The organism is Pseudomonas sp. S2_E01 (assembly GCF_054668365.1).
The window spans coordinates 1,294,899-1,318,742 of record NZ_CP162762.1; the positions used below are offsets into that span (position 1 = coordinate 1,294,899).

General features: G+C 62.3%; 21 protein-coding genes. 11 read left to right on the top strand and 10 right to left on the bottom strand.

Going from position 1 to position 23,844, the window contains the following annotated elements:
* Positions 1 to 24: 24 nt before the first annotated feature.
* Both AB4O36_RS05875 and AB4O36_RS05880 read right to left on the bottom strand, forming a co-directional pair.
* On the bottom strand, positions 25 to 846 hold the full coding sequence (locus tag AB4O36_RS05875; protein ID WP_460122411.1) for an aldo/keto reductase: 822 nt from the start codon (positions 844 to 846) through the stop codon (positions 25 to 27).
* A 102-nt stretch (positions 847 to 948) separates the two neighbouring features.
* Positions 949 to 2,097, bottom strand: coding sequence for an aldose epimerase family protein (locus AB4O36_RS05880; protein ID WP_460141230.1), 1,149 nt, complete (start codon positions 2,095 to 2,097; stop codon positions 949 to 951).
* Between the two features lie 238 nt (positions 2,098 to 2,335).
* Between AB4O36_RS05880 and AB4O36_RS05885 the strand changes: the two genes are divergently transcribed.
* On the top strand, positions 2,336 to 3,085 hold the full coding sequence (locus AB4O36_RS05885) for a hypothetical protein (RefSeq protein WP_460141231.1): 750 nt from the start codon (positions 2,336 to 2,338) through the stop codon (positions 3,083 to 3,085).
* 132 nt (positions 3,086 to 3,217) lie between these two features.
* Positions 3,218 to 4,003, top strand: coding sequence for a sulfite exporter TauE/SafE family protein (locus tag AB4O36_RS05890; protein WP_460122417.1), 786 nt, complete (start codon positions 3,218 to 3,220; stop codon positions 4,001 to 4,003).
* Here AB4O36_RS05890 and AB4O36_RS05895 read toward each other — a convergent pair.
* Positions 4,000 to 5,214, bottom strand: a complete 1,215-nt coding sequence (locus AB4O36_RS05895) for an MFS transporter (RefSeq protein ID WP_460141232.1) — start codon at positions 5,212 to 5,214, stop codon at positions 4,000 to 4,002. The genes AB4O36_RS05890 and AB4O36_RS05895 overlap by 4 nt on opposite strands.
* A 309-nt stretch (positions 5,215 to 5,523) precedes the next feature.
* On the opposite strand from AB4O36_RS05895, the gene AB4O36_RS05900 reads away from it, so the two are divergent.
* Genes AB4O36_RS05900 through AB4O36_RS05920 form a run of 5 tightly spaced genes read left to right on the top strand, consistent with a single transcriptional unit; the run spans position 5,524 to position 10,100 of the window.
* The gene (locus AB4O36_RS05900; protein ID WP_460141233.1) at positions 5,524 to 6,873 is read left to right on the top strand and encodes an epoxide hydrolase family protein; all 1,350 of its coding nucleotides are present in this window, start codon (positions 5,524 to 5,526) and stop codon (positions 6,871 to 6,873) included.
* Positions 6,874 to 6,922: 49 nt separating this feature from the next.
* Positions 6,923 to 7,993 carry an alpha/beta fold hydrolase gene (locus AB4O36_RS05905; protein WP_460122423.1) on the top strand — a complete coding sequence of 357 codons (1,071 nt, stop codon included), beginning with the start codon at positions 6,923 to 6,925 and terminating at the stop codon, positions 7,991 to 7,993.
* A 22-nt stretch (positions 7,994 to 8,015) separates the two neighbouring features.
* Positions 8,016 to 8,519 (top strand): cytochrome P460 family protein, encoded by a 504-nt coding sequence (locus tag AB4O36_RS05910; RefSeq protein ID WP_460122425.1) that lies wholly within the window; start codon positions 8,016 to 8,018, stop codon positions 8,517 to 8,519.
* Positions 8,520 to 8,537: 18 nt separating this feature from the next.
* Positions 8,538 to 9,317: an alpha/beta fold hydrolase gene (locus AB4O36_RS05915; protein WP_460141234.1), complete on the top strand. Its 780-nt coding sequence runs from the start codon at positions 8,538 to 8,540 to the stop codon at positions 9,315 to 9,317.
* 30 nt (positions 9,318 to 9,347) lie between these two features.
* Entirely contained in the window at positions 9,348 to 10,100 is a 753-nt protein-coding gene (locus tag AB4O36_RS05920; RefSeq protein WP_460141235.1) for a 3-oxoacyl-ACP reductase family protein, read from the top strand.
* Between the two features lie 49 nt (positions 10,101 to 10,149).
* Here the strand turns inward: AB4O36_RS05920 and AB4O36_RS05925 are convergent, their stop codons facing one another.
* Positions 10,150 to 11,364, bottom strand: a complete 1,215-nt coding sequence (locus AB4O36_RS05925; protein WP_460141236.1) for an MFS transporter — start codon at positions 11,362 to 11,364, stop codon at positions 10,150 to 10,152.
* Between the two features lie 142 nt (positions 11,365 to 11,506).
* On the opposite strand from AB4O36_RS05925, the gene AB4O36_RS05930 reads away from it, so the two are divergent.
* Positions 11,507 to 12,322 (top strand): AraC family transcriptional regulator, encoded by an 816-nt coding sequence (locus AB4O36_RS05930; RefSeq protein ID WP_460141237.1) that lies wholly within the window; start codon positions 11,507 to 11,509, stop codon positions 12,320 to 12,322.
* Positions 12,323 to 12,438: 116 nt separating this feature from the next.
* Here the strand turns inward: AB4O36_RS05930 and AB4O36_RS05935 are convergent, their stop codons facing one another.
* The gene (locus AB4O36_RS05935; RefSeq protein ID WP_460141238.1) at positions 12,439 to 13,872 is read right to left on the bottom strand and encodes a catalase; all 1,434 of its coding nucleotides are present in this window, start codon (positions 13,870 to 13,872) and stop codon (positions 12,439 to 12,441) included.
* 75 nt (positions 13,873 to 13,947) lie between these two features.
* Positions 13,948 to 14,373, bottom strand: coding sequence for an organic hydroperoxide resistance protein (locus tag AB4O36_RS05940; protein ID WP_460141239.1), 426 nt, complete (start codon positions 14,371 to 14,373; stop codon positions 13,948 to 13,950).
* 222 nt (positions 14,374 to 14,595) lie between these two features.
* On the opposite strand from AB4O36_RS05940, the gene AB4O36_RS05945 reads away from it, so the two are divergent.
* Genes AB4O36_RS05945 through AB4O36_RS05955 form a run of 3 tightly spaced genes read left to right on the top strand, consistent with a single transcriptional unit; the run spans position 14,596 to position 18,484 of the window.
* A complete protein-coding gene (locus AB4O36_RS05945) occupies positions 14,596 to 17,433 on the top strand; it encodes a PAS domain-containing protein (RefSeq protein WP_460141240.1) in 2,838 nt (945 codons plus the stop codon).
* Positions 17,433 to 17,804: a response regulator gene (locus AB4O36_RS05950; RefSeq protein ID WP_460126606.1), complete on the top strand. Its 372-nt coding sequence runs from the start codon at positions 17,433 to 17,435 to the stop codon at positions 17,802 to 17,804. The genes AB4O36_RS05945 and AB4O36_RS05950 overlap by 1 nt, the downstream gene beginning before the upstream one ends.
* Positions 17,805 to 17,833: 29 nt before the next feature.
* Positions 17,834 to 18,484, top strand: a complete 651-nt coding sequence (locus tag AB4O36_RS05955) for a response regulator transcription factor (RefSeq protein WP_460122439.1) — start codon at positions 17,834 to 17,836, stop codon at positions 18,482 to 18,484.
* 13 nt (positions 18,485 to 18,497) lie between these two features.
* Here the strand turns inward: AB4O36_RS05955 and AB4O36_RS05960 are convergent, their stop codons facing one another.
* The 4 genes from AB4O36_RS05960 to AB4O36_RS05975 form a co-directional block, all read right to left on the bottom strand.
* The gene (locus AB4O36_RS05960; protein ID WP_460141241.1) at positions 18,498 to 21,389 is read right to left on the bottom strand and encodes an ATP-binding protein; all 2,892 of its coding nucleotides are present in this window, start codon (positions 21,387 to 21,389) and stop codon (positions 18,498 to 18,500) included.
* A gap of 130 nt (positions 21,390 to 21,519) precedes the next feature.
* Complete coding sequence (locus AB4O36_RS05965; RefSeq protein WP_460122443.1) at positions 21,520 to 21,936, bottom strand: organic hydroperoxide resistance protein; 417 nt, start codon at positions 21,934 to 21,936, stop codon at positions 21,520 to 21,522.
* A 42-nt stretch (positions 21,937 to 21,978) separates the two neighbouring features.
* Positions 21,979 to 22,377 (bottom strand): sigma factor, encoded by a 399-nt coding sequence (locus AB4O36_RS05970; RefSeq protein ID WP_460122445.1) that lies wholly within the window; start codon positions 22,375 to 22,377, stop codon positions 21,979 to 21,981.
* 167 nt (positions 22,378 to 22,544) lie between these two features.
* Positions 22,545 to 23,294 carry a creatininase family protein gene (locus AB4O36_RS05975; RefSeq protein WP_460141242.1) on the bottom strand — a complete coding sequence of 250 codons (750 nt, stop codon included), beginning with the start codon at positions 23,292 to 23,294 and terminating at the stop codon, positions 22,545 to 22,547.
* Positions 23,295 to 23,844 lie beyond the last annotated feature (550 nt).

Consider the following 23,844-nt stretch of genomic DNA (forward strand, 5'->3'; position numbering starts at 1 on the left):
GCCCTCCGACAGAACCGCGATGGCTCAGACCATGGCCAGTCGCTGTTTGCGTTGTGGCGCGCGAAACGCGTGGTCCAGCGCCTCGAGATCCCCGGCTTCAAGTTGCAATTGCGCGGCTTGTGCGTTCAGGCGCACGTGTTCAGGGCGAACCGCCTTGGGGATGGCAATCACGCCATCGTGTCGCACAATCCACGCCAGCGCTACCTGTGCGGGGGTGGCGGCATGACGAGCGGCCACCTGCTTGAGCGTCGGATGGGCGAGCATTTGGCCGCCCTGGCCGATCGGGCAGTACGCCATCAGGGGCAGCCGGTGCTGCTGGCACCAGGGCAGCAAGTCGAATTCGATGCCTCGTTCCTCCAGGTTGTACAGCACCTGGTTGGTGGCACAGGCCGGCGAGGCCAATTGCGCCAAGTCATCGACGTCGAAGTTGGACACGCCCCAACGGCCGATCTTGCCTTCCTCGCGCAGGCGTTCGAAGGCGTCGACGGTCTCTGCTAGCGGATACTGGCCGCGCCAGTGCAGCAAGTACAGGTCGATGTAATCGGTATTCAAACGGCGCAGGCTGCGTTCACAAGCCTGGGGGATACCTTGGCGGCTGGCGTTGTGCGGGTAGACCTTGCTGACCAGGAAAACCTGATCGCGTCGGCCGGCAATCGCTTCGCCGACCACCTCTTCGGCGCCCCCTTCAGCGTACATCTCGGCGGTGTCGATCAGGGTCATGCCCAGCTCGATGCCCTGGCGCAGGGCAGCGACTTCTTCAGCGTGACGGGCGTGATCCTCGCCCATTCGCCAGGTGCCCTGGCCAATGACTGGGACCTGGACGCCAGCCAGTTCGAGAGACCGCATGAATACCTCCGGTGAACAATGGGTTATCCAGTTGGCACCAGAATAGCTCAGCGGTTCCCTTGCCTGTAGTCGCCGGCGTGGCGGCGACTACAGGCAAAGGGCTTAGTGGGCAGAGAACTTCAGGACAGTACTCTGGGTGTAGGTCTTGCCTGGATCCAGGCGTGTAGATGGGAAGTTCGGCTGATTGGGCGCGTCAGGATAGTGCTGAGTTTCAAGGGTAAACGCGCTCCAATGGTTGTAGGTCTTGCCTGCCTTGCCCTTGACCGTTCCGTCGAGGAAGTTGCTGGTGTAGAACTGCACGCCAGGTTCGCTGGTGTAGAGCTGCAACTGCCGTCCGGACTGCGGGTCGCTGACTTGCGCGGCGAGTTTGCCTACGTCGCCCTTGCTGTCCAGTACCCAGTTGAAATCAAACCCGCCTTGCTTGGGTTCGGCGAACTTCAGTTGCGGGTGATCAGCCTTGATATGTTTGCCGATGGCGGTGGGCTGGGTGAAATCCATTGGCGTGCCGGCCACCGGTGCCAGCTCGCCGGTGGGGATCAGCTTTGCATTCACTGGCGTGTAGTGACTGGCGTGTAACGTCGCCAATTGTTGCAGTATGTCGCCGTTCCCCGCTCCAGCCAGGTTGAAGTAGCTGTGGTTGGTCAGGTTCAGCACCGTGGGTTTATCGGTGGAGGCCTTGTAGTCGATGCGCAGTTCGTTGCGATCATTGAGGCTGTAGGTAACCTCGGTTTTGAGATTGCCGGGGAAGCCCATCTCGCCGTCCGCCGACAGGTACGTCAGCGTGACACCCACGCTGTCCCCGGTTTTTACCGGCTCGGCTTTCCAGACACGCTTGTCGAAACCCAGCGGGCCGCCATGCAGTGAGTTGGAACCGTCGTTTTGCGGCACCTGATAGCGTTTGCCGTCGAGCTCGAAGGCACCGTTGGCCAGGCGATTGCCGAAACGGCCAATGGTGGCGCCGAAGTAAGCCTTGCCGTTCTGATAGCCCTGCACATCGTCGAAGCCGAGCACCACGTCCGCGACTTTGCCGTTCTTGTCCGGCACTTCAAGCGCTTGAAGGGTGGCTCCGTAGGTGATGACGCTGGCCTGCATGCCGTGGCTGTTGCGCAATACATATTGCTCAACGGCCGTACCATCTGCGGTCTTGCCGAATGTTTTCATGTCGCTGGACAGCCCGGCGGCCTGAGTGGGGAGGGTGGCGATCATCATGGACAGTCCAAGGAGGCACAGGGAATAGCGGGATTGAAGCATGGTCAACCTTCCTTTTTGTTGTTTTTGGATAAGTAGTCATACTAGAAGTCGATTTTTAAAACGACTTGCAGGGTTTTATAGCTGGTTTTGAGAGGTTTGCGCTAATAAAGTATGACTATTAAGTTTTGAGTGTCATTGCCAGGATGGTCGGCACTGCACTTTTTCGAAATTCTCGGCTCTATCCTTGGCCAGCCTGCGGCGATCCCCACCGCCGGCCCATGCCCAAGTCCAAGCACCCATGGCTCGAGTTTCACCTTCAACTGTTGTGTCCACCCGCCGTCTTGGCCTGCTGCTCGCCGTGCTGTCGATGCTGTTTACCAGCGGCTGCAGCCATCAGGATGGAAAAGACATCATCAGCCAGTTTCGCGAGGGCCGGCCCCAGGAGTTCCTGCAGACCAGCGTCGACCGCATGGCGACCCTGGCCATGCGCGACAACCTCGACAGCCTCTACCTGCTGATGGGCAAGCTGTACCTGCGCAATCCCCAGGAGTTGAAGAAGTCCGGTTTTCTCGATTCGCGCACGGCGGTTAAACAGGTGCGCATGGCCATCGAGCAGCAACAGCCATTGCCGGCTCTGGGCGGCCGCAAGGACCTGGCGGCGCTGAGTTTCGCCATGAGCCCGGAGTTTCTGGGCGATCGGGTCGGGGCGTTCATCTACGCCATCGGCAGCATGCTGGTGACGGCCCATGGCAACCGGCTGGAGTTCTATATGACCGATTCGATCAACCCGACCTTCGTCAACAACGCCGCGCGCAACATCGAAAAGGCCACCTGGATTCTCAGCCAGCGGCAGACTGCCGACGGCCAGCCCATGTTGTTCTCAAATGAAATCTCGGAGGAGGGCAGCAACCTGAGTTTCGCCACCGAGTTCGGCAAGATGGTCGCCCGCCTGGACCTGATGACCCAGATGCTCGACGAGCGCTATCGCAGGATCGGATTGAATTACGCACAGAGCCTGCTGTTCCTCAATTTCCTGCCTGTCCAATAAACACGCCACTCCCACAGAGCAAACCAGGCTGATATCAAACAGTGGAATAAAGATAGATCGCATCGATATAAGTGGTTATAAGAAAAATCGCTATCCTGCGGGCCAGATTTTTCCTGCGGTGTGGGCGTGTTGATGGAATTCGGTGATTTCGGCCTGGTCGTGGCAGGTCTGGTAGTGGGCTTCATCGTCGGCATGACCGGCGTCGGGGGTGGTTCGTTGATGACCCCCATCCTGCTGTGGTTCGGCGTCAATCCGGCGACCGCCGTGGGTACTGACCTGCTGTACGCGGCGATTACCAAATCCAGCGGCGTGCTGGTGCACCGCAAGAACAAGAATATCGACTGGGCCATCACCGGCTGGCTGACCCTGGGCAGTGTGCCGGCGGTGGCGCTGACGTTGTGGTTCCTGAGCACCCTGCAAACTTCACCCGATGCGATGAACGCGATCATCAAGCAGGCGTTGGGTTTTGTGCTGTTCGCTACCGCACTGGCGATTTTCTTCAAGAAGCGCTTGCTCGACTTCGCGCACAACCGTGCGGGTGGTCATTACAACCCCAGCGGCAAACGCCTGAACGTGCTGACCGTGGTCACCGGCCTGATCCTCGGCACCATGGTCGCGCTGACCTCCATCGGTGCCGGTGCCTTGGGCACGGTGGCGTTGTTTATCCTCTATCCGCTGCTGCCAACACGCCGCCTGGTGGGGACCGAAATTGCCCACGCCGTGCCGCTGACCCTGGTGGCCGGCCTTGGCCATGCGAGCATGGGCAACATGGACTGGGGAGTGCTGGGCTTTCTGCTGGTCGGTTCACTGCCGGGGATTTACCTGGGCAGCCACCTGACCGGGCGCATTTCCGACGATTGGCTGCGCCCTTGCCTGGCCAGTATGCTGTTGCTGATCGGCTACAAGCTGGCGTTTTAAGCCACCCGCGCGCCACGCCAGATCAGCCACGCGGCCAGCAACTGACTGGCGGCAAAAAAACCGAACAGGCCCAGCGGGCTCCACCGGGCCTCCAACAGCACGCCCGCGACGGCCGGCGACAGAATCGCGCCAAGACGCCCCAATGCCAGCACCAGGCCCACGCCTTGGGTGCGCACGGACGTGGCAAATGCTTGAGGTGCCAGGATGAACAGCGCGGCGATTGCGCCATACAGCAACAGCCCGGTACTGAAACTGACGACCACCGCCAGGCCCCGCGAGCTCGTTGCCGGCACCATCAACGCCATCAGCCCGGCGTTGAGCAGCACGAACCCCAGCAACAAGCGCCTGCAGCCAAAGCGATGCGCCCCAAGCCCCATCAGCAAGGCACCGAGCATTCCGCCGAGGCCAAGCAACATTCCGCCCGCGGCACCTTCCTTCTGCGAAAAACCGTTCTGCACCAGCAGCGTCGGGGTCCAACTGGTCACGAAGTAAAAGCAGAACATGACGAGGAAAAAAGCCAATGCCAGGGCCAGCGTCTGCCGCCACTGACCCGCCACGAACAACTGCCGATAGGGCATACCGGCCTGGAATGCTGGCAGACACGCTGATGACGGTGGCGGGGGGCGCCCCACCTGGCGCAGCGCCAGGAACTCGGGGGATTCGTGCAGCCACAGTACGCCGGCGAGGGTGGCGGCGAGCGTGAACAGTCCCCCCGTGAGAAAGACATAACGCCAACCCAGGCCTTCATTGAACACATGCGCCAACCCACCACCCAGGCTTACGCCGAGGGCGAACGCCAGCGATTGCAGAGCGATGGCCAGGCCTCGCCGGTGCAGGCTTGCATGCTCATGGGTCAGTACGTTGGCGCCCACCAGTACCGCGCCCAGGCCGACACCGGTCAGGGTGCGCAGCAGCATCAATGGGTACAGGCCCGGACTCCAGAACGACAGCAGCATGCACAGGCTGCTCAGCGACAGCGCGACCAGCAGCAGGGGGCGACGCCCATGCCGGTCAGCGAAGGGCCCGGCGAGCACTGAACCGCCTGCCATCCCCACCAGACTGGCGCTGAGCAGCAGGCCCAGCTCGATCGCATTCAAACCCCACTGCGCCAACACGCTGGCACCGGTGAACGCCATGGCCATGACGTCAAGGCCATCGACCAGGTTGAACAGCATGCACAGCCCCACCACCGCCCAGCGAGTGGGCGCCATGGTCGTGTCCTTCATACCCTCTGCAAGCGTTGTCACACTCATCCGCCATCCATCGAATCTTATTGTCATGCGAGCAGGCAATGCCTGCCTCCCGCGCTGCTGACGACAACATTCAAGGCCCGTGCTGGCAAGTGATACTTAGGTATCGACCGACACCTACGTGCAATCGTCCCAAGGGGATCAGGGTGGTCTTATCAAGCCTGGCGAGGGCTGGACTGACGCAACAACCGCGGCCTTGAGCCTGCGCGCGTCATTCGATCCGGCAACTCGCACTGCGCCTGTAGGCCACTTACTCAAAGGAGATTGATCATGCTTGCAGTTTCGTCCGTTCTCACCTGGCACCGATGCCTGGCGTCATCCGCCAGACTCCATGTGCTCGGTCTTGCCCTGCTGGCCGGCAGTAGTGGTGCATGGGCTGCCGCCCCTTCGGCCAGCGCTGCTTCGGAGGCCATTCGTCCGTATCGCATCCATGTCGATGAGTCGCAACTGATTGACCTGCGCAAACGCATCGCCGACACCCGCTGGCCCGACAAGGAGCTCGTCAAGGACGTCAGCCAGGGCGTGCAACTGGGCCCGGTGCAAGCGTTGGTGAAGTACTGGGGCACCGATTACGACTGGCGCAAGGCGGAGGCGAAACTCAATGCCTTGCCCGAGTTCATTACCACCATTGACGGCGTCGACATCCAGTTCATTCACGTCCGTTCGCGCAACCCCAATGCCATGCCGCTGATCCTCACCCACGGTTGGCCAGGTTCGCAATTCGAGTTCCTCAAGACCATCGGCCCATTGACCGACCCCGTTGCGTACGGCGGGCGTATTGAAGACTCCTTTGACGTGGTGATCCCGTCGATTCCCGGCCACGGTTTTTCCGGAAAACCCACTGAACTGGGTTGGAACCCTGACCGAGTGGCCAAGGCCTGGGACGTGCTGATGAAGCGCCTGGGCTACAGCCATTACGTGTCCCAGGGCGGCGACCATGGTTCGGTGGTGTCCGATGCGCTGGGCCGCCTCGCGCCGCCGGGATTGCTGGGGATCCACCTCAATATGCCGGCGACCATCCCACCGGAGCTGGTGAAGCCGATCTTCGGCGGCGATCCGGCCCCGGCCGGGCTGACCGTGCCGGAGCGTAACGCCTTCAACTCGCTGAGCACCTTCTTCGGGCGCAATGCCGCCTACGGCGCAATGATGGTCACCCGTCCGCAAACCATCGGTTACCTGTTGGCCGATTCGCCAGCGGGTACGGCGGCCTGGATGTACGAGAAGTTCGCCGCCTGGACCGACAGCGACGGCAAGCCGGAGCGCGTGCTGAGCCGCGATGAAATGCTTGACGACATCAGCCTGTACTGGCTGACCAACTCCGGCGCGTCGTCCTCCCGTTTCTACTGGGAGAACAACAACAATAACTTCAGTGCCGAGGCGCAGAAGACCGCCTCGATCAAGATACCGGTGGCGATCACCGTGTTCCCTGGCGAGATCTATCGCGCACCCAGAAGCTGGGCGCAGAAAGCTTATCCGACGCTTTTCTACTTCAACGAAGTGAGCAAGGGCGGCCACTTTGCCTCCTGGGAACAGCCACAACTGTTCAGCGAAGAGCTGCGCGCCGCGTTCCGACCGCTGCGCGCCGAGGTCAACAAAACCGTGGCGAAGACGGCTCCTTAATCCATTCCATCACGCGGTGGCCCGGTGGTCACCGCACGGGAGACTCTGCATGAACATCTCGATCGATCCTCAAGCGGTTTCGCGTCATCTGCGTTTTTTCGCCTGCACGGCGCTGGCAGTGGCTTTCCTGCAAGTCGGGGCGTTGGGCATGGCTTCGTCACACGCCAATGCCGCTGCTGTCCCTGCCGGCACCATCGGCACGCTGACACCGGGCGGGCATACGTCTCTGGGGGCACTGAAACATGTCAAAGCCGGCCTGCTGGATGTCGCCTACGCCGAGCTCGGCCCAGCTGACGGGCCCGTGGTGATTCTGTTGCATGGCTGGCCCTACGACATACACAGCTACGCTGACGTGGCGCCTGCCTTGGCCGAGAAGGGCTACCGGGTGTTGGTCCCCTATGCGCGGGGTTATGGCGATACACAATTCCTGTCGGCCAAAACCGTGCGCAATGGCCAGCCCGCCGCGTTGGCCAAGGACGTGATCGATTTCATGGACGCGCTGCACATCAAGCAGGCGGTCTTTGGCGGGTATGACTGGGGCGCGCGCACGGCGGATATCGTCGCCGCCCTGTGGCCGGAGCGGGTGAAGGCATTGGTGGCGGTCAGCGGTTACCTCATCGGCAGCCAGGACGCTGGCAAAGCACCGCTGCCACCGGCGGCCGAGTTGCAGTGGTGGTACCAGTTTTACTTTGCGACCGAGCGCGGCCGTCTGGGCTACGAGAAAAACACCCACGACTTCGCCAAGCTGATCTGGAAACTGGCCTCACCGAAATGGGACTTCGACGACGCGACCTACGATCGCAGCGCCGCCGCCCTGCAAAACCCCGATCACGTCGCCGTCTCCATTTTCAATTACCGCTGGCGTCTGGGCCTGATCAAGGGCGAGGCCCGCTATGACGCGCTGGAGAAAAAACTGGCGCAATCCCCGTCCATCAGCGTGCCCACCATCACCCTGGAAGGCGACGCCAATGGTGCTCCGCATCCACCCGCCGAGGCTTATGCCAAACGCTTCACCGGCCAATACGAGCATCGCCTGATCGACGGCGGCGTCGGCCACAACCTGCCGCAGGAAGCGCCACAGGCCTTCGCCCAGGCGGTGATCGACGCTGATCATCTTTGATCGGCCGCACAGGAGAACCGAGATGAAACTGACTCACATGGCCGTGCTGTCCGCGGCGATTGCCTCGGCGGCACTGGTAGCCACCGGCGTTGCCCTGGGCGACAGCGGTGATGCGTCTCCGATCTACGGCGTGAAGCTGCCCGACGGTTATCGCCAATGGCAGTTCATTGCCCCGGCGCTGGAAGCCCCACCGCTGGATGAGCTGCGCGTGGTGGTCGGCAATGAAAAGGCGATCAAGGCCTACCAGGCTTCGACGCTGCCGTTTCCTGACGGCACGGTGCTGGTCAAGTTGGCCTGGAAACGCGTGCAGTCGCCGGAGTTCGAGCCCGCTGCCATCCCCGGTGCGGCGACCACTGTTCAGGTGATGGTCAAGGACTCGAAGAAATATGCATCCACCGGCGGCTGGGGATTCGGTCGCTTCATCAACGGCAAACCGGCCGATGAGGCCCAGCACCAGACCTGCTTCGCCTGCCATCAGGCGCGTGTACAGAACCACGACTATGTCTTCACCCGATACGCCTTTTGAACCTGAAGGAGTCACCCTATGAAAAAAGTCATGACGGCGCTGGCGATCACCGCCAGCCTGATGGCCTGCGGCAGCGCGTTTGCCCAGCCTGAAAAAACCACGGTAGTACTGGTGCACGGTGCCTTTGCCGATGCGTCGAGCTGGAACGGCGTGGTGAAAATTCTCGAGCAGGATGGTTACACGGTGGTCGCTGCCGCCAACCCGTTGCGCAGCGTGAAAAGCGATGGCGCGTCGGTGTCGGCGTTGCTGTCGAGCATCAAGACACCTGTGGTACTGGTCGGCCATTCCTACGGCGGCAATGTGATCAGCGCGGCGGCGAATGACCATCCGGGCGTCAAGGCGCTGGTCTATGTCAGTGCCTTTGCGCCCGAAACGGGCGAAACCGTTGCCGGTCTGGCGGGCAAATTCCCCGGAAGCACGCTGGGCCCGACCCTGGCCGCGCCGGTTGCCCTGGCCGATGGAGGCAAGGATCTGTACATCCAGCAAGACAAGTTTCACGACCAGTTTGCCGCAGACGTTCCGTCACCGGAGGCGGCTCTGATGGCTGCCACCCAACGTCCGGTCACCGATGCGGCGTTGAACGAGAAGGCGGGTACGCCCGCCTGGAAGAAAGTGCCTTCGTGGTTCATCTACGGCGACCAGGACAAGAACATACCGCCGCAAGCCATGGCGTTCATGGCCAAGCGTGCCGGCGCCAAAGGGGTAGAAGTGGTGAGTGGGGCGTCCCACGTGGTGATGGTTTCCAACCCCGAACCGGTTGCCCGGTTGATTGAAAAGGCCGCCTCCGCTTCCCGGTAATTCGTATCCCTTTCAGAGCAGGTATTGCATATGTCCACCCATCTACAACGTTTCACTGGCAAGACCGCATTAGTGACCGGGGGCTCGCGGGGCATCGGTGCGGCCATCGTCCGCCGTCTGGCCAGGGAAGGCGCAAGGGTCGCCTTCACCTACTCAGCCTCCGATGAGAAGGCCGAGGCATTGGTGCACAGCGTCGAAGGCGAGGGTGGTACCGCCCTCGCCATCAAGGCCAACAGCAAGTTCGCCGACGACATCGAGCACGCGGTCAGCTTCACCGTGCAGAAGTTCGGTGCGTTGAACATTCTGGTGAACAACGCCGGCATCCTCGCGCTGGGCACGGTCGATGACTTCACTGTCGAGGCGCTGGACGAGTTGTACGCGGTGAACGTGCGAGCGGCGTACATTGCTGCCCGGGCCTGTGCCAAGGTCATGCAGCGCGGCGACCGAATCATCACCATCGGCAGCGTGGCCGGCGAACGGAGCGGCTTTCCCGGCTCCAGCGGCTATTGCATGAGCAAGGCCGCGATGATCGGCCTGGTCCGGGGCCTGGCCCAGGACTTCGCCCCGCGGGGTATTACGGTCAACAACATCCAGCCTGGTCCGACGGCGACTGACATGAACCCGGCCGATGCACCGTATCTGGAACACGTCATCAGTCGTGTGCCGCTGGGGCGCCTGGGCCGTGCCGATGAAATTGCCGGTATGGCGGCGTACCTGGCCAGTGACGATGCCTCGTTCGTCACCGGTTCGAGCCTGACGGTCGATGGGGGGTACCTGGCCTGACCGGGCCTGCCCGACGCCGTTGTGCCAGTGCTCAACGGCGTCGGGCGTTTCAGGCCACCGACACCTGCGGTGACTGCTCCGTCGCCGGTTTGAGCAGCGGCGTGATGCATAGCATTACCAGCAATACTGCAAACAGCATCGTGTAGGCCGGGCCGAAATGGCCGCTGTAGTCGCGCAAGGCGCCAAACAGCAACGGGCCGAGCGCTGCCACCAAATAACCGATGAACAACATGAATACCGTCCACAAACCGGCTTGCTCGGCGTTGGCGGCGTTATCCAATGGCAAGGTCATCGCCACGGTGAAGCCCATGCCCAGGCCGATGGCGGCCAGTACCACATACAGAATCGGCCAGGCATGGGGGAAGAAAGCCATGCCGCCAACGGCCAGTGTCGCCAGCACAGTCGAGCCGCCCAGCAGGCCGCGGCGATCATGCGCCTTGCCGGGAATCAGGCCGGCGCAGACGCTGGCCACAGCGAACACCGCGGTGAAGGTGCCGAGCAAGGTGCCAGCCGACCAGGTCGACAAGGCGGCTTCGGTAGCGGCCGGTGCCATCCAGGCAAACAGTGCGTAGACCACGAACTGCCCGGCGCCGAAGTTCAGCGCCACCCACCAGGCCTGCGGGGTGCGCCAGGGCAGGCGAGTGCTCAGGGCCGGGCGTGCTTGAGCGGCGGTGGCGGGGGTGGCGAAGGTCCGGGTCATCCAGATCCAGCTGGCTACGGCGGTCAGGCACAGCACGCTCCAGGCGCCGGCGCTGATGCGCCAGCTCTGTGTCAGTTCGGCCAGCGGGGCGCTGAACAGGGCGGCGAGGGTGGCGCCGACGCTGAGGCCGGCGGCGTAGATGCCCATGAACAACGCGGCGCGGTGCGGGAAGTGGGTCTTGATCCAGCCCCCGGTCATCGCCCCGGCGATGGCGATGCCGACACTCGCGGCAAAGGTGCTGGCCAGCAGGAAAAACGCGTTGGGCGACACTGCCCGCAGCAGCGTAGCAACGCCGAGCAGCAGCAAGGCCACCACCACGCAGCGGTCGATGCCGAAGCGCCGTGCCAGATTCGGCACCATCAGGGCGAAAACGCCCATGCACACATCGGGGATAGAGGTGAGCAGCGCGGCCTGGGTGTAGCTCAAGTGGAAGTGCTGCTGGATCAGCAACAGGATCGGCCCCACCGAGATGATCGCGGGCCGCAGTGCTATGGACAGCACCAGCAGGCCGATCACGGCACAGATGCTGTGTCTGGAGTCTGGATGGTTTTGCGTGTTTGGCATGTGGGCGGCCTCGTTGGGATGAACGAGGACAAGGCTAACAATGGCTGGAAGGCGGCATATGCCATCTTTTGTCGCAAAAGTGACAATTGGTGATCGACCATGTTTTGATGGTTTACGACACACGACTTGGGGCTCTTGGCCAGTGAAACGAGCAGACCGAACCGTTGCCGAGCGAGCACACCGCGTCCTTCGCAGCGAGGATTACCTGGATTACCAGGACGTGCCACGGCTGATGACTGTGCTGGTGCGCGACCAGGACACCGGCCAGTACAACGAACCGCACAGCCATCGGCACGGGCAATTGCTGTACGCCGCCAGTGGCGTGATGCGAGTGGCGACGCCGACCGGGTTGTGGGTTTTGCCGCCCAGGCGGGCGTTGTGGATTCCACCGCAGATCGTCCATGACCAGCGCATGCTCAGCCCGGTGCAGATGCGCTCGGTCTACATCGAGCCAGAGGCCGCAGCGCGTTTCGGCGACAGCTGCAAGGTGGTGGAGATCTCGTCGTTGTTGCGCGAGTTGATTCTGGCGCTGGCGGCACAGTCGATCGAATACCCTCAGGAAGGGCGCAATGCTCATGTGGTGGCGCTGATTCTCAGTGAGCTCGAGCGTGCGCGGACGTTGCCATTGCAGATCCCCTGGCCTCGGGATCGACGGCTGGTGACGGTGTGCACCGCCATCCTGGAGAATCCCGAACAGGCCCATTCGGTCGATTACTGGGCGGACCGGGTCGGTGCCAGTTCAAGGACATTGATCCGACTTTTCCAGCATGAAACCGGATTGAATTTCCGCCACTGGGTACAGCAGGTCCGCCTGGCCACCGCCATCGACCGGCTCGACCGGGGCCACCCCATCGGCCACATCGCCCACGCCCTGGGCTACGACAGCCAAAGTGCCTTCAGCGCCATGTTCAAGCGCCTGATGGGCGAATCCCCAAGAGAGTTCATGGCCCGCAGTTGATCGGTAGGAGCGAGCTTGCTCGCGATTGCGCCATGTCAGGCGAGACAAGGGCGACTGACCCAACGCCATCGCGAGCAAGCTCGCTCCTACAGGGGTTTTGTGTGGCCAGGTTTTGATCAACCCAAGGCTTCAATCGCCTGCGCTACACCTGCGCCATACGCCGGGTCGGCTTGGGTGCAGTTCTCGATATGACGCTGTTTCACCTGGGCCGATGCGCCCTGGATGGCGCGGGCGGTATTGTCGAACAGCACCTGTTGCTGGGCCGGACTCATCAGGCGGAACAGGGCTGCGGGCTGCGAGAAATAGTCATCGTCCTCGCGGTGGTTCCAGTGGTCGGCGCTACCGTGCAGCGCCAGTGGCGGCTCGCGAAAGTCCGGTTGTTCAGCCCACTCGCCATAACTGTTGGGCTCGTAACCAAGCGTGCTGCCGGCATTGGCGTTGATGCGCATCTGCCCGTCGCGGTGGTAGCTGTTCACGGGGCAGCGAGCCGCGTTCACCGGGATCTGGTGATGGTTGACCCCCACTCGGTAACGCTGGGCGTCGCCGTAGGAAAACAACCGCGCCTGCAACATTTTGTCCGGCGAAAAGCTGATGCCCGGCACCACGTTGGCCGGGTTGAACGCCGCCTGTTCAACGTCGGCGAAATAGTTCTCGGGATTGCGGTTGAGCTCCAGTACGCCCACTTCGATCAGCGGGTAATCGGCATGGGGCCAGACTTTGGTCAGGTCGAACGGATTGATCGGGTAGGTGGCCGCATCCAGCTCGGGCATCACCTGCACGAACAGTTTCCAGCGCGGAAAGTCGCCTTTCTCGATGCTGTCATACAGGTCGCGCTGTGCGCTCTCGCGGTCGGCGGCGATCACGGCGCCGGCTTCGGCGTCGGTGAGGTTGGCGATGCCTTGTTCGGTCTTCCAGGTGAATTTGACCCAGGAGCGCTGGTTGTCCGGGCTGATGAAACTGAACGTGTGGCTGCCGAACCCGTGCATGTGCCGGTAGGATTGGGGCAGGCCTCGGTCGCTCATGACGATGGTGACTTGATGCAGGGCTTCTGGCAGCAAGGTCCAGAAATCCCAGTTGTTGTTGGCGCTGCGCATGTTCGTGCGGGGATCACGCTTGACCGCGTGGTTGAGGTCCGGGAATTTCAACGGGTCGCGCAGGAAGAACACTGGCGTGTTGTTGCCCACCAGGTCCCAGTTGCCCTGTTCGGTGTAGAACTTGATGGCAAACCCGCGAATGTCCCGCTCGGCATCGGCCGCGCCACGCTCGCCAGCGACGGTGGAAAACCGTATGAAAATGTCTGTGGTCTTGCCGACCTGGGAAAACAGTTTGGCCTTGGTGTAGCGGGTGATGTCATGGGTCACCGTAAAGGTGCCGTGGGCGCCCGATCCCTTGGCGTGCATGCGTCGCTCGGGAATGACCTCTCGGTCAAAGTGCGCGAGCTTTTCCAGCAGCCACACGTCCTGCAACAACATAGGGCCTCTGGGGCCCGCCGTCTGCACATTGTTGTTATCGACTACCGGTGCGCCGGCGGCGGTTGTCAGCTTGTTCATCATCAGCTCCTCACGGTTATGGGGCGGAACCGGACCCCTGGTTCAGGCGGCCCGGTTCGAACGGCTTCGAAGCACTCAGACCAGGCTGATCTGAACGGCAATGTTATTGCGCGACAGTTTTGAGTACGGGCAGGTCTCATGCGCGGCATTCACCAGGGCCAGGGCCGATTCGCGCTCCACACCCGGCACGCTGACGTTCAGGCGCGCTTGCAGGAAGTAGCTGCCCTCGGCGGAGCACAGGTCGACCTGCGCATCGATGGCCACGGGCTGTGGCAGATTGATGCTCATGCGCCGTGCCGCCAGGCGCAGCGCACCTTCGAAGCACGCGGACCAGCCGGCGGCGAACAGTTGCTCCGGGTTGGTGCCGGCACCCGACGAGCCAGGGCTGGAAAGATTGATCTCGAGGCGCCCGTCATTGCTGCGAGCATGACCGTCACGTCCACCGGTGGTGTGGACGTTGGCGGTGTAGAGCACGTTCTCGGGTGCGGTCGGAGCAGGCATGGCGTTTTCCTTTTTATGGATGTTTGATGAAACTTCATCTCACCAAATCCCCCAACGCGCGCTCAATTGCACCTAGGTGTTAGTGCGCCTCGCAATGGGGGGGCCGCGAACGTGTACACCCGCGTCTAGACTGATGCCGGCATGCGACACCAAGGTATGATTGGCTTTGCCCCGCCAGCAGGGTCATCCTCGCCAAACGGCGACCGCACATACAGGATCGGTATGGACAACCAGAGCATCATCGACGTGCTGCCATGTGTGGCATGGACCGCGCTCGCCGATGGTCGTGTCGATTACGTCAATCAATACTGGTGCCGCTACACCGGCCGTGGCTGCTGTGAGGCCATGGATGACGGTTGGCAGTTGTCCATCCATCCCGATGATCGTACGCACGTGTCGCAGGCCTGGCAGACGATCCTGGGAACTGGCGAACCTCGCGACATCAGCGCGCGGCTGCGCCGCGCCGATGGTACGTACCGTCGTTTCCTGCTGCGCGTCAGCCCATTGCCGGACGCCGCTGGCGACCTTCACAAGTGGTGCGGGATTGGCACCGACATCGAGGATCACTGTGAGGTGGCCGCGCCACCCCTCGCGATCGAGCCCGATCTGCGCACCCTCATCGACAACATTCCTGCGCTGGTTTCGCTGATGGGCCCCAACGGCGAGCTGGAGTACGTGAACAGCCATAACCTCCAATACATGGGCACCACCCTTGAAGCGCTCAAGGGCTGGAGCACCAGCGACATCATCCACCCCGAGGACAAGCCCCAGATCCTGGAAAGCTGGACGCACTCGGTCACCACAGGCGAGCCGTTTCGCGCGGAGCAACGTATCCGCCGTGCCGACGGTGCCTACCACTGGTTCGTGGCCAATGGCATACCGATGCGCGACGACTGCGGTCACATCACCCGCTGGTGGGTCATTACCGTGGACATCGATGAGCACAAGCGCGACAAGGCACTGATCGCCCAGGCGCTGGTGGAGATCAGTGCATCGGAAGCACGGTTTCGCAGCCTGATCAACGCGGTCCCTGGTTTCGTCTGGAGTGCGGCGCCAAATGGCTACGTCAGTTTCCTCAACCAGCGCTGGTGCGATTACACCGGAATCGCGCTGCAAGAGGCGTGCGGCGATGGCTGGACGGCCTCGGTGCACCCGGACGATCAGGACACGCTGGCGTCCTATCGGCGAATACTGGCGTCGGAGCAACCCGGCGAATTCGAGGCGCGGTTGCGGCGCGTCGACGGCGTCTTTCGCTGGTTCCTGGTGCGTGCCGTGCCGGAGCGCGACGAGCGGGGGCGAGTGGTGCGCTGGTACGGGGAAAATACCGACATCGAAGATCGCAAGCGCGCCGAGATGCTGCTTGAGGGCGAAAAACATCTGCTCGGCCTGATCGCCGGCGGTACACCGCTCAGGCTCATTCTCGAAGCCCTGTGCGAGCTGGTCGAAGCGAGCATCGACGGCGGTGTGTGCAGCATCGTGCAGATCGATCCCAATGGCTCGTATCGGGTGCCCAAGGCCGTCCCACGCATAGTGCCGGGCGCCGCGCCGAACCTGCCGCCCGACCTGACCATCGCCGCTGACGGGCGTCCGGTGGATGCAGCCGGTTGTCCGGCCGCCCTGGTCGCCATTCGCAACCAGCAGGTGATTTGCCCGGACCTGGCTCGTGAGCAGCGTTGGCCCCGCTGGTGTGCCAGCGTATTGAGTCATGGCCTGCGGACCAATTGGTCGACGCCAGTCACCTCCATCAATGGCACGGTGATCGGCGTGCTCTCGCTGCTGTTCAGAGAGGCGGGCAGGCCCGATGCCACCCAGCAGAATCTGATCGCCCAGTTTACCCACCTCGCCAGCATCGCCATTGACCGCGCGCGCGGCGAAGCGGCGCTGCGCCAGAGTGAGGCGTTCCTGGCCAAGGCGCAGCGTCTGAGTTCCACCGGCACGTTTTCCTGGCACGCCGGTTCGAACGACATCATCTGGTCCGAGGAGACTTACCGCATACTCGACCTGGACCCCGGCATCAGACCCACCTTCGACTTGCTCTACACACGTATCCATCCGGAGGATCTCTCCAGCTACAAGGAGATGATTCGTTGCCAGCGCAAGAAAGGTGGCGACTTCGAACACGAACATCGCCTGCAACTGCTCGACGGTACGGTCAAGCATGTTCACCTGGTGGCCCATGCGATGCCGGATGAAGGCGGTGGCCTGGAGTACATTGCCGCCTTGCAGGATGTCACACAGCGCCGCCATTCCGAGACCGTCCTGGGCGAGGTTCGCTCGGAGCTGGCCCATTTGGCGCGGGTCGCCAGCCTGGGCGCGTTGACCGCGTCCATTGCCCACGAAGTCAATCAGCCGCTGGCCGGGATCATCACCAATGCCAGCACTTGCCTGCGCATGCTCGGCGCCAGTCCGCCAAACGTCGCGGGCGCACTCGAAACGGCTCGCCGCACCATTCGTGACGGCAATCGTGCCGCGGATGTCATCAAGCGTCTGCGGGTGTTGTTTTCCAAAGACAGCATCGCCCTGGAAGACGTTAACCTCAACGAAGCGGCGCGCGAGGTGATCGCCCTGTTACTGGGCGAACTGCAGCGGGGCCGGGTCATCGTCAATCCTGTGTTCGCCGACGGCCTGCCGCTGGTCAAGGGCGATCGCGTGCAGTTGCAACAGGTCATTCTCAACTTGATCCTCAATGCCAAGGAGGCGATGAGCAGCGTTACCGACCGGTCTCGGCACCTGCAGGTCAGCACCGGGGTACAGGATCAGCAGGTGTATCTGGAGGTCAGGGACAACGGCACCGGTTTCGACCCGAAAGACGCCGAGCGCCTGTTCAACGCGTTCTTCACCACCAAACAATCGGGCATGGGCATTGGTTTGTCGGTCAGCCATTCGATTATCGACAGTCATGACGGCCGGTTGTGGGCCTGCGTGAACGATATCGGGCCCGGTGCAATCTTTCGTTTTTCGCTTCCGTACTCGTCTGACCATGATCAGCCGACCGGTAGGGATGACGCCCCCAGGCCGGACGCGGGAAGCGGCCGCGATCACACCAGAGAGGGTTTTTGATGGACAAGCCTTTACTCATATCGGTGGTTGACGACGATGAGTCCGTGCGTGAAGCGTTACCGGATCTGCTCAGGGAATTCGGCTTTGCGGTGCAGGCCTTTTCTTCAGCGCAGGCCTTTCTGGCCTCCGATTACCTCGAACAGACGCGCTGTTTGATTCTGGATGTCGCCATGCCGGGCATGTCCGGCCCCGAACTGCAAAAGCGGCTCACATCGCAGCACTACGCGATTCCGATCATCTTTATCACGGCGCTGGGCGATGTCGGACAGCGCCCGTTTCTGATCAGTCAGGGTGCGGTGGATTGCCTGCTCAAGCCGTTCAGCGAGGCGGAGCTGCTCAAGGCGCTCAGCGCCGCGCTACCGGTCAGCTGAACGTCGATCAACTTTTGAGGAAATGTGTGGTGAACGCCAATCACGAGCCCGCCCCCAAGCCTGCGAACAACACGCCGATCGTGTTTGTGGTCGATGACGATATTTCCGTGCGAGAGTCGCTGGAGCTGCTGATCGGCCAGGCGCAGTGGCGGCCGAAGCTGTTTGAATCAGCGCAGGCATTCCTCGACCATCCGCGTCCATTGGTGCCCAGTTGCCTGGTGCTCGACATCAATCTGCCGGACCTCAATGGGCTGGATTTGCAGAATGCAATTGCAGGCGAGCGACCCGACATGCCGATCATTTTCATCACCGGCTACGGCGATGTGCCGCGCTCGGTGCGGGCAATGAAAGCCGGGGCCGTGGAGTTTTTGACCAAGCCATTCGACGATGAAGTGTTGCTCTCGGCCATCGCCGATGCGCTGCAAAGCAGTCGTGCGGCGCTCGATCGCGAGGGGGACCTGCGCGTATTGCGCGACAACCATGCCACCCTGACGCCCCGCGAGCACGAGGTACTGGACATGGTGGTGGCCGGGCGAATGAACAAGGTCATTGCCTCGGACCTGGGCATCAGCGAGATCACGGTCAAAGCCCATCGTGGCAAGGTCATGCGCAAGATGAAGGCCCGGTCCCTGGCCGATCTGGTGAAAAAAGTCGGGCAGCTTTCACCTCGGTCCGACTGAATCGGCCTGCCGCTCAGCCCGGCAGGCTTTGCCAGAGACGTTCCAGTTGACGCAGGTCGAGGCTATCGTAGCCCTCCGTCATCCGCTCACGACAGGCCGTCAGCAGTTCCCTGGCATCAGCCGGCTTGCCCTGTTCCAGCCAAAGACGCGCGAGGTCCATCGAGGTACGCAGTTCCCATGAGCGGGCGCCTTGCTGGCGACTCAGCGTGATCGATTCATCGAGCAGGTCATGGACGACACCGGGGGTAGCAGGCGCTAGGATCTTGAGAATATTTGCCTTGATCCGCAACAGCTCGGGCAGGGCGTAGGCATCGCCGCTGTGACGGCAGTGGCTGATCGTGGACTCGACCTGACACAAGGCTTTTTCATACTGACCATTCAACACCAGGCCTTCGGTCAGCGACGTTTCGAACGAGGTGGTCAGCAGTTCATAGCGCATGCCTTGCAGGCGGGCCAGGCTTTCCTCGAGCAGGGCCACGGCGTTGCCCGGCTGTCCGGCACGAATCGCAATCGCCCCTTGCACGCCCAGCGTCGCCGCGATGTAGGGCGCCAGGGCATTGGCCTCGGCGATCTTGCTGAAGGTCTCCAGGCCAGCCGAGGCCTTGTCCAGATCGCCGGTCCAGATGTGGATACACAGTGTCCAGACGAGGGCGATGCAATAGGTCACTGAATGGTCCAGCGCCGCAGCCTCGGCCTCGACCTGCTCGGCCCAGCGCCTGGCCTGATCGGGAAAGCCCAGCAACCAGAGGGTGCGCGCGAGTGCCAGCCCGGTGCGGTTGCGGTGGTCGAAACCGTAATGAACGGTGCTGCTGCGTTCGGACGGCAAGCTGTAGCGCAGGGACTTTTCCAGTTCCTTGCGCGCCAGCTGCTGATTGCCGAGCAAGTGGTGGGAGATGCCGGCCAACGAGGCGGCCACGGCAATGGCCTCGGGTTTACCGATCACATGACCGACTGCCACGGCTTGTTCAGCCCAGGCCAGCGATGAAGGGAAGTCGCCGATACGTTCGGAAAAAATCTGCAAGCGACCCAACAAGCGCAGTTGCGACCAGTGATCGCCGAGCGCCTGTGCGATGTCCAGCGCCCTGAGCAATGCCTTGTGCGCCGCGTCGCTGTTGCCACGGGTAAACATCAGCACCAACCCCAGAGCCGCCTGCAACTCCATTTCGGTGGGTGTGCCGAAATAACCCAGCTCCAGCAACTCGGTGGCGCGTGAACACCAGGCGCGGCACTCGACCATCAATGAAAAATGCAGGAACAACGGCGCGCTGGCCGCCGCCAAGGGTAGCGCGAGCCCGGGATCGCCCTGGGGGCCGAAGCTCCATTCCAGCGCGCTCCTGATGTTGCCGAGCTGGCAGGCAAGGCGTGAGCAACTGTCATAGATGTCGCCGGGCGTTGCCCCCAAATGATCGAGCAGTGCAGTGAAATAGGCGGCGTGCCTGAAAGACAGCGCATGGGCCTCGATTTCCCCGCGCACCACGAGTTTTTCCCGGGCATAGGCGCGGGTCATTTCCAGCAGACGATAGGTGGCCAGGGAACTGCCGTGATCGACGGTGACCAGGCCCTTGGCAGCCAGTTCATCCAGCGCCGCTGCGGCAGTGATCGAATCGATTTGTCCGTCCGCGAGAATGTGCGACGCGGCTTCCAGCGAGAACGGTCCGACGAAAATCGCCAAGCGATCAAACACCAACTGTTCCTGGGGGCAGAGCAGGGCGTAGCTCCAGTCGAGCATCGCGCGCAGGGTCTGGTGGCGCGGCAATGCGGTGCGCCGCCCGGACCAACCAAGGGAGAAACGCTCGCCGAGCAGGGCGTGGGTGGCTTGCACGCCGTGGCTCGCCACGCGCATGGCGGCCAGTTCGATGGGCAAGGCCATGCCTTCCAGGCGTCTGCACATGTCGGCGATCAACTGCGCATCGCCGGCTTGCAGCAGCAGGGCCGCATTGCCTGACGACGCGCGCTCGACGAACAGGTTCACGGCCGGAAACGCCAGCAGTTCTTCGACGCTCAGGGTCTGCGTCTCCCCAGGAAAACCTAATGGACTGAGCCAGTGAATGTGTTCGCCAAGGGCGCGCAGTGGTTCGCGGCTGGTGGCCAGCAGCGCCACATCAGGGGCTGCCTCGCGGATCTGTTCGACGATCGCCGACACGGCGTCGATGAGGTGCTCGCAGTTGTCGATGATCAGCAGCAGCCGCTGTGTCCGCAGATGCGCCAGCAGTACCTGCAGCGGGTCTTCGGCCTGTACGGGAATGCCCAGTGCCGCTGCCAGGGAGGACGTCACCAGCGTGGCGTCCTCGACCTGGGCCAGGTCGACGAAGCGCACGCGTTCGGGTTGGCCGGCGCCAATGCGGTGCCCGACCTCGATTGCCAGGCTGGTCTTGCCGACCCCGCCCGGGCCGACGATGGTAAAGAGCCTGGGTTCCAGCGCTCGCTCGACGAGCATTTGCGCGTCGTCGTCGCGCCCCACGAGTCGAGCCCTTGGCGGCAGGTTACCGACGCTGCCAAGTCGTTGTTCGCCTGTGATCGAGGGCATGGCTGCAATCGACGGATGCTGGCTGACCTGCAAGCGTTCAATGGGGGCGACGAAGGCGTAACCCACGCCTACTTGCGTGGAGATGTACCGCGCGCCGTCTTCGCCATCCCGGAGGATCTTTCGCAGGCCGGTCATGTGAAAACGCAGGCTGCCTTCGGACACCACGATGTTGGGCCAGACCAGCTTGATCAGCTCGTGTTTGGACAGTACACGACCGGGACGTTCCAGCAAGGTGATCAGCAGGTCCAGGGCCCGTCCGCCGATCTCCACGGCGTGGCCGCGTCGGGTGAGCAGGCGCTTGCCCGGCGTGACGCAGAAAGGACCGAAGGCGAGTTGCAGGTTCAGGGATTCATGCAAATCGTCCGGGGCAGACTCCACAGGGAAGGCTCTCTGAAAAGTGGGCTGTGTGTTCGCGTAAGGCGAAAGTTGCGCGCTAGTCTGCATCATAGGGGTTTTGGTTCAACGTTCAAGTGCTGCGAGGGTGCCGGGAGAGCGGCACCGCAATCGATCAGACCAGGCGGAGGTCGACGTCGATGTTGCGGCGAGTCGCCTTGGAGTAGGGGCAGTTCTGGTGCGCCGCCTCGATCAGTTGCCGGGCAATGTCCGGGGCAATCTCTGGCAGTGAAACGGCGAGCCGGGCTTGCAGGAAAAAGCCCTGTTCACCATGCATCAGATCGATCTGGGCATCGACTGCGGCGTCCATCGGAAAGCCGATTTTGCGAGCGTTGCAGGCGTGACGCAGAGATCCCAGGAAACACGCCGACCAACAGACCGCGAACAATTGCTCGGGGTTGGTGCCCTGGCCCGGCGCACCGGGGGCGGAGAGTGTGAGGTCCAGTCGGCCGTCCTGGCTGCGTCCCGTCCCTTCCCGCCCCCCGGTGGTGTGGGTATGGCCGGTGTAAAGGACTTTTTCGACATTGATCATGGAGACTTCCTGATAGGCGCCAACGAGATTCGCGATGGACTTTCAAATGGCCCGCGGGGATTGATGGCCGTTCAACAGGAGGTTGCTGGCCACCGGAGTAACGATCTGCGCGCCACGCTGGCTGCGCAAATGCTCGAGCAGGGTGTCGCGGGCCGTGTCGATCAACCACGCGCGAAACGGAGTGTTCACATCGTAATCGGCGCGGCGCCGATACAATGTCATGAACGCCTGTTGCACCAGGGTGTCGACGCTGTCGCGCTCGACCCGTTCGGCCTGGACCTGGCCTTCGAAAAACGCCAGCAGCAGCGGGGTGACCGTGGCGATCAGTTGCAATGAGGCGGGTGTGTCGTGTTCCAGGACATCGTCCATCAACGCGCACAGTTCGGCGTTGGCGGGACGGTGGACTCTGTCGAGGCAGCTACCGCAATAACGTTCGGCCATGATCGGATCCCTCTTGAGCCATCAGTTCGACTGGGCATGCCGGACGCCCGATTATCGGGGTCGGCATGCCAGCAGTGGTCAGACTCAAGAGTGATACCGCAGGGCCAGGATCACCAGTTATGTGCTGTTAGCGCTTGTTAGCTGTGGCACATGGCTGATACGACGTTCTAGCGCGGCGCTTGCTCGCTGCTGAACAGATCCAGTTCGCGGATCAGGCCCTGCGCGGCCAGCATCACCAACTGGTGGCCTTTTTCCGGCGATGCCTGGGCCGGGTCAGAACCCATGCGGCCGTCGGGGTGGCGGGCGCGAAAGTCATGGGCTTCGCGGATCGGGCCCCAGTTGGCGATAGGCGGCGAATAGGGCGCCGACTTGATCGAGTCCGGGTAGGCCCACTGGGTCACGGCAATTTCCGAAGGCGTGGCATGAATGCCGTGGCCGGTCGGGAACTGCTGGTTGGCCAACGCGGTGACGCCTTCCAGGTCCCACCAGTTGCACAGTTTCAACGAGAACCCTGCCGAACGGCGGGCAAAGCTGGCTTCGGCATAAAGCTCGGAGAACGCCGCCTCGATCGAGGCGATGTTGCCGCCGTGACCGTTGAGGAAAAAGATCTTCTCGAAACCATGGGCCGCCAGCGAGCGCACCCAGTTGCCGATGGCGGCGATGAAGGTCGAGGGGCGCAGGGTGATGGTACCGGGGAACCCAAGGTGATGCTGGGCCATGCCGATGTTGAAGGTCGGAGCGATCAGGATATCCGCGGTTTTCTGTGCTTCGTGGGCGATGATCTCCGGGCACATCCAGTCGGTGCCCAGCAGACCGATCGGGCCATGCTGCTCGTTGGAGCCAATGGGAATGACGATGGTGCGCGAGCGCTCGAGAAATTGCTCGATCTCGGACCAGGTAGACAGGGGTAGTAACATTTCAGCCTCGCTAATCGACGGCTCCTGGCGGAGCGTGGGACATCTTGGGGCGTGACAATGTCGGGTGCAGATCCCGATTGCCCGCACAGCCATGACAGCACGGGGGATGCACGCAGGACATTACACGATGGTGTCGATGGGCTTGTCGAACCGTCGCGATGGTCGTCAACGATGACGCTGGCTGTCTGGATGCCCGCGGTGGCTGGGCTGACATCGCGAGCAAGCTCGCTCCTACAGGGGATCGTGCTCGGCTTTTGATCTTGATCTTCTGTAGGAGCGAGCACGCTCGCGATGGTCGTTAACGATGACGCGGGCTGCCTGGATGCCCGCGGTGCCTGGTCTACCATCGCGAGCAAGCTCGCTCCTACAGGGGATCGTGCTCGGCTTTTGATCTTGATCTTCTGTAGGAGCGAGCACGCTCGCGATGGTCGTTAACGATGACGCGGGCTTCCTGAAGGCCCGCGGTGCCTGGGCCACCATCGCGAGCATGCTCGCTCCTACAGGGGATCGTGCTCGGCTTTTGATCTTGATCTTCTGTAGGAGCGAGCTT

Bases quoted from the DNA above. Each gene is read 5' to 3' on its own strand.
- AB4O36_RS05875 (WP_460122411.1), bottom strand. From the start codon at position 846: ATGCGGTCTCTCGAACTGGCTGGCGTCCAGGTCCCAGTCATTGGCCAG.
- AB4O36_RS05880 (WP_460141230.1), bottom strand. From the start codon at position 2,097: ATGCTTCAATCCCGCTATTCCCTGTGCCTCCTTGGACTGTCCATGATG.
- AB4O36_RS05885 (WP_460141231.1), top strand. From the start codon at position 2,336: ATGGCTCGAGTTTCACCTTCAACTGTTGTGTCCACCCGCCGTCTTGGC.
- AB4O36_RS05890 (WP_460122417.1), top strand. From the start codon at position 3,218: ATGGAATTCGGTGATTTCGGCCTGGTCGTGGCAGGTCTGGTAGTGGGC.
- AB4O36_RS05895 (WP_460141232.1), bottom strand. From the start codon at position 5,214: ATGGCGCCCACTCGCTGGGCGGTGGTGGGGCTGTGCATGCTGTTCAAC.
- AB4O36_RS05900 (WP_460141233.1), top strand. From the start codon at position 5,524: ATGCTTGCAGTTTCGTCCGTTCTCACCTGGCACCGATGCCTGGCGTCA.
- AB4O36_RS05905 (WP_460122423.1), top strand. From the start codon at position 6,923: ATGAACATCTCGATCGATCCTCAAGCGGTTTCGCGTCATCTGCGTTTT.
- AB4O36_RS05910 (WP_460122425.1), top strand. From the start codon at position 8,016: ATGAAACTGACTCACATGGCCGTGCTGTCCGCGGCGATTGCCTCGGCG.
- AB4O36_RS05915 (WP_460141234.1), top strand. From the start codon at position 8,538: ATGAAAAAAGTCATGACGGCGCTGGCGATCACCGCCAGCCTGATGGCC.
- AB4O36_RS05920 (WP_460141235.1), top strand. From the start codon at position 9,348: ATGTCCACCCATCTACAACGTTTCACTGGCAAGACCGCATTAGTGACC.
- AB4O36_RS05925 (WP_460141236.1), bottom strand. From the start codon at position 11,364: ATGCCAAACACGCAAAACCATCCAGACTCCAGACACAGCATCTGTGCC.
- AB4O36_RS05935 (WP_460141238.1), bottom strand. From the start codon at position 13,872: ATGAACAAGCTGACAACCGCCGCCGGCGCACCGGTAGTCGATAACAAC.
- AB4O36_RS05940 (WP_460141239.1), bottom strand. From the start codon at position 14,373: ATGCCTGCTCCGACCGCACCCGAGAACGTGCTCTACACCGCCAACGTC.
- AB4O36_RS05945 (WP_460141240.1), top strand. From the start codon at position 14,596: ATGGACAACCAGAGCATCATCGACGTGCTGCCATGTGTGGCATGGACC.
- AB4O36_RS05950 (WP_460126606.1), top strand. From the start codon at position 17,433: ATGGACAAGCCTTTACTCATATCGGTGGTTGACGACGATGAGTCCGTG.
- AB4O36_RS05965 (WP_460122443.1), bottom strand. From the start codon at position 21,936: ATGATCAATGTCGAAAAAGTCCTTTACACCGGCCATACCCACACCACC.
- AB4O36_RS05970 (WP_460122445.1), bottom strand. From the start codon at position 22,377: ATGGCCGAACGTTATTGCGGTAGCTGCCTCGACAGAGTCCACCGTCCC.
- AB4O36_RS05975 (WP_460141242.1), bottom strand. From the start codon at position 23,294: ATGTTACTACCCCTGTCTACCTGGTCCGAGATCGAGCAATTTCTCGAG.